This window comes from Serratia proteamaculans (assembly GCF_013337185.1).
Classification (GTDB): domain Bacteria; phylum Pseudomonadota; class Gammaproteobacteria; order Enterobacterales; family Enterobacteriaceae; genus Serratia; species Serratia proteamaculans_D.
Genome location: NZ_SWDE01000013.1, coordinates 1 through 6874, shown reverse-complemented (window position 1 = coordinate 6874; position 6874 = coordinate 1). Strand labels below are relative to the sequence as shown.

Annotated in this window: 9 protein-coding genes; all 9 read right to left on the bottom strand. The window is 55.1% G+C overall.

What is annotated here, in order from left to right; genetic code table 11:
* A partial coding sequence (locus FCL49_RS24485; protein WP_217434551.1) for a FimD/PapC N-terminal domain-containing protein occupies nt 1-549 on the bottom strand: 549 nt, incomplete at its 3' end.
* Nucleotides 550-619: 70 nt separating this feature from the next.
* Entirely contained in the window at nt 620-1300 is a 681-nt protein-coding gene (locus FCL49_RS24480; RefSeq protein WP_174355463.1) for a fimbria/pilus periplasmic chaperone, read from the bottom strand.
* Between the two features lie 81 nt (nt 1301-1381).
* On the bottom strand, nt 1382-1939 hold the full coding sequence (locus tag FCL49_RS24475) for a fimbrial protein (protein ID WP_174355462.1): 558 nt from the start codon (nt 1937-1939) through the stop codon (nt 1382-1384).
* Nucleotides 1940-2359: 420 nt separating this feature from the next.
* Nucleotides 2360-2956: a tyrosine-type DNA invertase gene (locus FCL49_RS24470; RefSeq protein ID WP_174355461.1), complete on the bottom strand. Its 597-nt coding sequence runs from the start codon at nt 2954-2956 to the stop codon at nt 2360-2362.
* Between the two features lie 157 nt (nt 2957-3113).
* A complete protein-coding gene (locus FCL49_RS24465; protein ID WP_174355460.1) occupies nt 3114-3632 on the bottom strand; it encodes a helix-turn-helix domain-containing protein in 519 nt (172 codons plus the stop codon).
* A gap of 307 nt (nt 3633-3939) precedes the next feature.
* A complete protein-coding gene (locus FCL49_RS24460) occupies nt 3940-4473 on the bottom strand; it encodes a fimbrial protein (protein WP_174355459.1) in 534 nt (177 codons plus the stop codon).
* A 14-nt stretch (nt 4474-4487) separates the two neighbouring features.
* On the bottom strand, nt 4488-5483 hold the full coding sequence (locus tag FCL49_RS24455) for a fimbrial protein (RefSeq protein ID WP_174355458.1): 996 nt from the start codon (nt 5481-5483) through the stop codon (nt 4488-4490).
* A gap of 109 nt (nt 5484-5592) precedes the next feature.
* The gene (locus FCL49_RS24450; protein ID WP_174355457.1) at nt 5593-6051 is read right to left on the bottom strand and encodes a fimbrial protein; all 459 of its coding nucleotides are present in this window, start codon (nt 6049-6051) and stop codon (nt 5593-5595) included.
* Nucleotides 6052-6596: 545 nt separating this feature from the next.
* Nucleotides 6597-6874 (bottom strand): FimD/PapC C-terminal domain-containing protein (locus tag FCL49_RS24445; RefSeq protein ID WP_302479884.1); only part of this gene is annotated, 278 nt, incomplete at its 5' end.

Sequence of the window (6874 nt, the reverse complement as noted above, 5' to 3'; positions counted from 1 at the left end):
CCGTGCGGTGTTGTTGGCGCCGCTGAGGCTGTAGTTGAGCAGCAGGGCGGTGATGCCTTCGTCCCATTGGGTGGACGGAACATAGCCGCGGGGCTGACGGGCCAGCGCGGCCTGGGGAATGCTGAGTGCCAGCTGCTGGCGGTCGAACAGCAGGCGGGTAGAGGCCTGGGGAATGGCCGAAAAATTAGCGCAGGCGGCATCGGGAGCCCCGAGGGCAGGGAACTGAGCAATTCGCACGCCGTAATTGGCGAGTTCGGCGACGCTGATGCAGGGTTGCAGGCCCTGACCATCGGCCCCGGCCGTAAAGGTGATGGTGCGGGTATCGACCTGCTGATCGTTAATCAGCACATCGACCCGGTAATCTCCCGGTAACTGACCCCCGTTCTCTTCGAAAGTTGACAGGTTGGTGACGCCTTGCTGTGGCCCGTCCAGCTCCAGCAGTGCCGGGTTAAAATAATCCCGTGCCTGTAGCGGTGGCGATCCGGTCAGCGCCAGCGCCATCAACAGTGTCAGGCGCGCCGGGCGAGTTACCGGCCAAGAGTGTGTCATGCCCTGCTCCTTAAGTATTTTTCGTTGCCGGCAACTGTCCTTGCTGCCGTGGTGACGCACCGCCCGGTGGTCACTGCATTAACGTGCCTTGCTGCGGGGTACCGATACCGCCGTAGTCGGTGATCAGCCGCCAGACCACCGTGCCGCCAGGGGCGGTGGCCGGCAGGCTGAAGGTCGCGCTGCTCTGTGGTGCGACATAGGTGGCGTCTTGCACTTCCAGCCCGTTAACCGTCACTTTCTGGAAATTCATGTAGAACGGCGTGGGGTTATTCACGGTCAGCTTTGTGCCCGTCCGCTTCCAGGTCAGTTGGTTGCTGACGGCCACAGGGCTTTTCCCTTGCAGAGCTGCAGGGCGATACAGCAGTTTGATGCGGGTCTTGACGGCGATTTGCAGGGTGTTGTCCTGACGCGACGCCGACGGGATGGATTTGACGTTCAGCCAGAACAACGACTCGCGATCTTCCGGCAGAGCGCCGCCGACGCGTACTACGCGCAACACGTTTTGCAGCCCGCCGTCCAAACGAAACAGCGGTGGGGTCAGGATGAAAGGGGCTTTCTTGTCGCTGCCTTCCTGTGGATCCACCCAGGACTGGATCAAATAGGCCATGGTGTCTGGGTTGCTGACGCTCAGGGAGCTCTCTTTTTTGTCACCGTCATACACCAGCCGGGTGGCACCAATCACCACCCCGGCCTGGGCCAGTTGGCTAACCATCATCGCACCGCCGCACAGGGCGCTGAGCCAAAATTTCATGTGTTATCTCCCAAAGAAGGGCGGCAAGCTGCCGCCGCCCGAACACCGGTACCGCACGTGCAGCGGTACCGGGAATGAACATCAGTTGTACTTGACGGTGAAGTTGGCTGTGGCGTTGGCTTTACCAGAAGTGACGGTCGCTGCGGTGGCGATATAACGGGCGGTGAAGTCCAGCGAGTTGACGTTGTCAACCGCGGTGGTACCGGCCACCAGGTCATAACTGGTTGACTCGTCTTTCAGTGCCAACACGGTGCCGTCCTTATCGCTGATCTGAATACCTACGCCAGCGGCGCTCGGATCGGCGGTAGTCCCGCTGGTCAGTGCCAGCACCTTGCTGTTGTTGCTGTCGGCGGTACCATCAAACTCCACCGTGGCCTTGGTGTAGGCCGCCGGGCAGGTTTTCAACTTGATGGCGAATTTGGTGGCGTTCGAGGTAGTGCCGGAGCCGCCGCTGAAGGCGCTTTTGTTAAAGGTCCCCATAGGGATGCTTAGGCTGGTACCGCCCGCGCCAAAATCGACTACGCAGGTGGTGTCCTTGATGTCACCGGTAAAGTTGATGGTGCCGTCGGCAGCGAAGGCGGAAGATGCGCAAAGCAGAGTGAGGGTTGCCAGGGTGGTGGCCAGTAATGTTTTTTTCATGATGACAATTCCTTGTTTGTGCGAAGCTACGCACGGTTTTCCATTAACCCATTGATAGGGCTGTCCTTTTATTAGCTGGCTCGGTGTTTTTTACAGCGATATAAACGCAACATTTTGAGCCAAAATGTCACATTTAGTGATTAATGGCTTCTAGTGAGGGGAATGTTCTATTTTTTGGTGTAAAACACCATGGATGGTGTTTTAAAAGAAATAAAGACTGGATATTATTTTTATTGGATAACAAACAGATAATGCAAATTGGGATTTTTCTTGGTTGGCGCTGTGATTACGGAGTGTGAAGAAAGTGAGTGTGAGGTTATAACTTATTGATATTTATTTTATTTTTTGTGATTTTAAAATAACTTTTTTTGAGGCATTGACTTTTTTTCCGGATGTTCTTAATTTATGTGTCAGTTTGGCTCAAAAAGTAACATTTTCTTCCGTTTTTTCCTCCCTCCACAGATGTTTAAACCGGCCTGAATTGGCGGCGGTGTACAGCACCGTGTGCTGAATATTACGATGCCCCAAATAATCCTGAATCACCCTGGTATCGGCTCCATTATCGGCCAATGCATAGCCACAGGCATGGCGTAACATATGTGGGTGCGCGGCGACCGCCAGCCCGGCCTGTTTACCGTAGGCTTGCAGCATGCGGTAGATGCGCTGACGCGACAGTCGATAGCCCTTCTGCGATAAAAACAACCACTCTTCATCCTCCAGATTGCGGCACGACTGGCGTTTTTCCAGCCAGCGGGCCAGCAGCTGCTTTTCGGTCGCTTCCAGCGGATGAATAGTGGAGAGGCCATTTTTCAGCCGATTCATGTAAACACAGCCGCTTTCCATATCCAGATCGGCCAGGCGCAGCCCATTGAGTTCGCTGACGCGACAGCCGTGGATAAAACCCATCCAGATCAGACAACAGTCGCGTTCGGGCGTGCGGCCGGCCGCAGCCTGTTGCAGTAGGCGGGTGACCTCGGTGCGCGTCAGGTGTTTGCGGTGAGCGTGGGATTTTTGCATTACTTCTCCTCAAAAAAAGCAACGGCCGGCAACAGGCCGGCCATGGTGGCATTCCATCCGTGACGGAATGTGCGCAAGGAGTATAACGCAGGTTTGATTCAGCGACGGTGTGAATGGGTGGAGTGGGATCTCAAACGAATTCCTTCTTGCGCCGTCGCTACTTTGTTTGGGCTGCCAGTAATGCCCGTGCGCGTTCTGGTGCCAGTGCAAACAACTCCACTTCATTGGTTATTCCCAGCTTTTGCATCAACTGACATTTCTGATAGCTGATGGTCTTCACACTGCGGCCCTGCTGTCGTGCAATGTCCGTTATACAGTGGCCATTAAGCATTGCGTTCAGCACCTGTTCCTCCCGGGGTGGCAGTAGTGGCAGCCGGGCGGTGATATCCGCTGCTAACGGTTGGCCGAGCAGGGCGCCGAGAGCATGCAGTTCGGCATTGCTGTTCAAGCGTAATTTACGCATTGCTCGCTGCTTGTGGCTACTGATGGTACGGATGTTACGGCTCAGTTTCCAGGCGATGGCTGACAAGTCCATACCATTGATCAGAGCTTGCAGGATCTGGGTTTCCCTGGCCGTCAGACAGGCGACCAATGAATCCGGTAACGGGCAGAGGGCCCGCTGTTCAGGTTGGTGGGTACAAGGTGCATAAGTGCGGGAGGTTGAAAAGGGTAACATGGCATTTCTCCTGTGCGTTGTGTTTCACGGATATCAATCCGTGCTGTCTGCTGACGGGGTGAGAGGTTTACGCCTTGTTTGCGCAACCAGCGTTTCAGCTCACGCAGACTGTGCCTGTCGAGAGTGGACAATGGCACACAGTGATTAATTGAGGTTGTGCCAACTACGGCAGCGCTACGCCCGGTAGCCAGTCGACAAGGGGGGCGATGATGACAAACTGCCGGAACCGGCCCCCACAGCCACAGTCCCATCAGGCACCAGGCCAGATGGCGCAATCTGAGACTATGGGCGAGGTGGCGTAGCATCGTCAGTTGCTGTACCAGAGGGTAAAAGTAGCGCTGGCGTTGGCGCTACCCGCAGTTACGCTATCATTGGTCGCAATATAGCGAGCGCTGAAACCCAGGCTGTTTACCGTGCCGCTACCGCCTTTGATGGCCATCAGGGCGGAGGGTTGCCCAGGGGGCAATATGGCACCGGTCGCATCCTGCAGTTGTACCGCTACGCCGGTTGCGACACCGGTTACTGCCGTCAGCGCCAGTGCATTGCTGTCTCCGCTGGCGGGCGTGCCGTCAAACTGCACTTTTACCTGGCTGATTTCTGCCGGGCAGTTCTTCAGGCGTAACTGGAAGGCGGTGGCAGAGGCGGTTTCCCCTTTGGCACTGAGCGCGGTACGGGAAATATTGCCCAGTGGCACCGCCAACGGGTTGACCTCCGGTTCGCAGGCGGAAGACAAAATACGCCCGGTGATATTCACCGTTGCGCTGTCAGCCATGGCATTGGCGCTAACCAGTAACAGCAGCGGCAGCAGGCCCCGGCGGGTGAGTTGGGTAAGTAATGGCATCAGGTTCTCCCCGGTTACTGGTAAGTGATGTTCAGGGTGGCACTGCTGTTGGCCAGCCCGGCGCTGATATCGGCCAGGGTCTGGTAATAGCGAGCGGTGAACGGCAGAGTTTCCTGACCGCCGGCGGAGCTTTTTAGCAGAATATTGTTATTGATTTTCAGCGGAGTGCCGCCGTATAGCAGTTGCACGCCGACGCCGCTGGCGGTGCCGGTTTGCCCGGCGCTGGTGAGGGCCAGCACGCTGGTTTCAGAGGTGTCGGTATTTTGCGTACCCGCCAGCGAGACGTTGATTTTGGCGTCTTTGTCGCAGGTGAGGCCCAGATCGAAGCTTTTATCACCGGCTGTGGTGGCAATGCCGGTGAATTTGGTGGCGGCGACATCCCCCAGGGGGACATTGATGCTGGTGCTGTTGAGGGAGCAGGCGAGAGTGGTAATGATATTTCCCGCCCCCATTGTTATAGCTTCTGCCGTAATTGCTGCGGGGCCGGGGGTGCTCTCTATTATCGGTGAAAATTTCTCGGTAGCAATTTCTCCGGTTGCAAGTGTGCCTGCTGTAATGTCCCCTATTTTTATTAGCTGAATGACAACATCATGATGATTGCCAGCTACTCCGCCAACACCTGAAAAAATCTCGGGTGGATTGCTGAACAGAGAATAGGCGGCAGTAGTAACCCCTACGCCCGCTAAATTAGTTTTATACGTATGGCGTAATGAAGAAAGAACCCCGCCTTGATAACTGAAAGTTCTAAATCTGGTAAAGGAGCCGCCGCAGCTTACAGAAGGAGTGCTCCACGCAAAGTGTATTTCTGCAAGTACTGAACCGACGGGGGTATCCCGTTGCGCCACAATATTTCCGAAACTGACGGTCCCAGTTTTTAGTTCCTTAAGATCACACACAGCAAATGAAGAGGTTGCCACTATGCTAAGCAGGATCCCAAGAGCTTGCAGGCAATATGCTTTTTTCTTTTTCATCCGTGGTTTTTCTCTTCCTGTTTGTCGTTGTCCGCTCATTGACACAATTCCTCCACCTGGCCAATTCCACCCGACTGCGCCGTCTGTGGCAGTTGATAACTGACCCGGCGGGTGAGTTGGGTAAGCCATGGCATCAGGTTCTCCCCGGTTACTGGTAGGTGATGTTCAGAGTGGCGCTGCTGTTGGCCAGCCCAGCGCCGACATCGGCCAGGGTTTGGTAATAGCGTGCGGTGAACGGCAGGGTTTCCTGGCCGCCGGCGGAGGTTTTTAGCCGAATATTGTTATTGATTTTCAACGGGGTGCCGCCGTACAGCAGCTGCACGCCAATGCCGCTGGCGGTGCCGGTTTGCCCGGTGCTGGTGAGGGCCAGCACGCTGGTTTCAGAGGTGTCGGTATTTTGCGTACCCGCCAGCGAGACGTTGATTTTGGCGTCTTTGTCGCAGGTGAGGCCAAGATCGAAGCTTTTATCACCGGCTGTGGTGGCAATGCCGGTGAATTTGGTGGCGGCGACATCCCCCAGGGGGACATTGATGCTGGTGCTGTTGAGGGAGCAGGCAGTTGAAGTAACAGATATACTTGCGTTGCCAAGATTTAACTGGGTACTCAATACACCGTTATAATATAAGGCCACCAACGGTGTTGGTAAGGTTAAAACTCCGGCACCACTAATGGTACCTGTGGCAATTAACTGTATACGGTATCCTGCTATAGGGGCGTAAAAACCGTCTCCAAAAGTTCCCTGTGCTCCAGGTATTTCAATAAGTTCACCACTTATATTACTCTTGGTATTGCTCCCGTAGGTCCTAATTCCGATACTGTTTAATCCGGTCCTGTAGACTCCCGACATTCCGGGTACAGAATCAGTAATTCCAGGGTAGTAAGAGTAGTAATTTTTATTAGTAGCATCGCATTGCACGAGAGTAGGGGAGCCTGCAAATACCATGCCTGAGTCCCATAATACGGTACCCATAGGAGTATCTCGCTGAAGCGTCAAAGTTGTTGGCAAGCTGAGGGTTGCTATAGATGCTACGTAACCATTCGAAAACCAACAACCGGCACTGGCTTCTGAGCCTACAACCGAAGACCCTAGCAAAATTAATGCAACAGCATATCGCCTACACTGATATTTATGGTTTTTAATTACACAATTTTTCATCGACATACACCGTCCATTTGACTCACTCCGCCCGGCTGCGCCGTTTGCGGCAGTTGATAACTGACCCGGCACTGCTCGCCGGAGCCATTGCCCCATTTCACCTGCAGGCTGCCCTGCGGGGCCACACCGCTCAGGTACACCTGGCCGCCGTCGCCGACGATGCTGTTGCCCGGTGCTGCCTCTGGGTCGCTATCGCTGACCGTGGCGCCGAACGGCACCGGCTGGCCATTGGCCTGCGTCAGTGTCATCAGCACCCGTGCCCCCACTCTTGGCG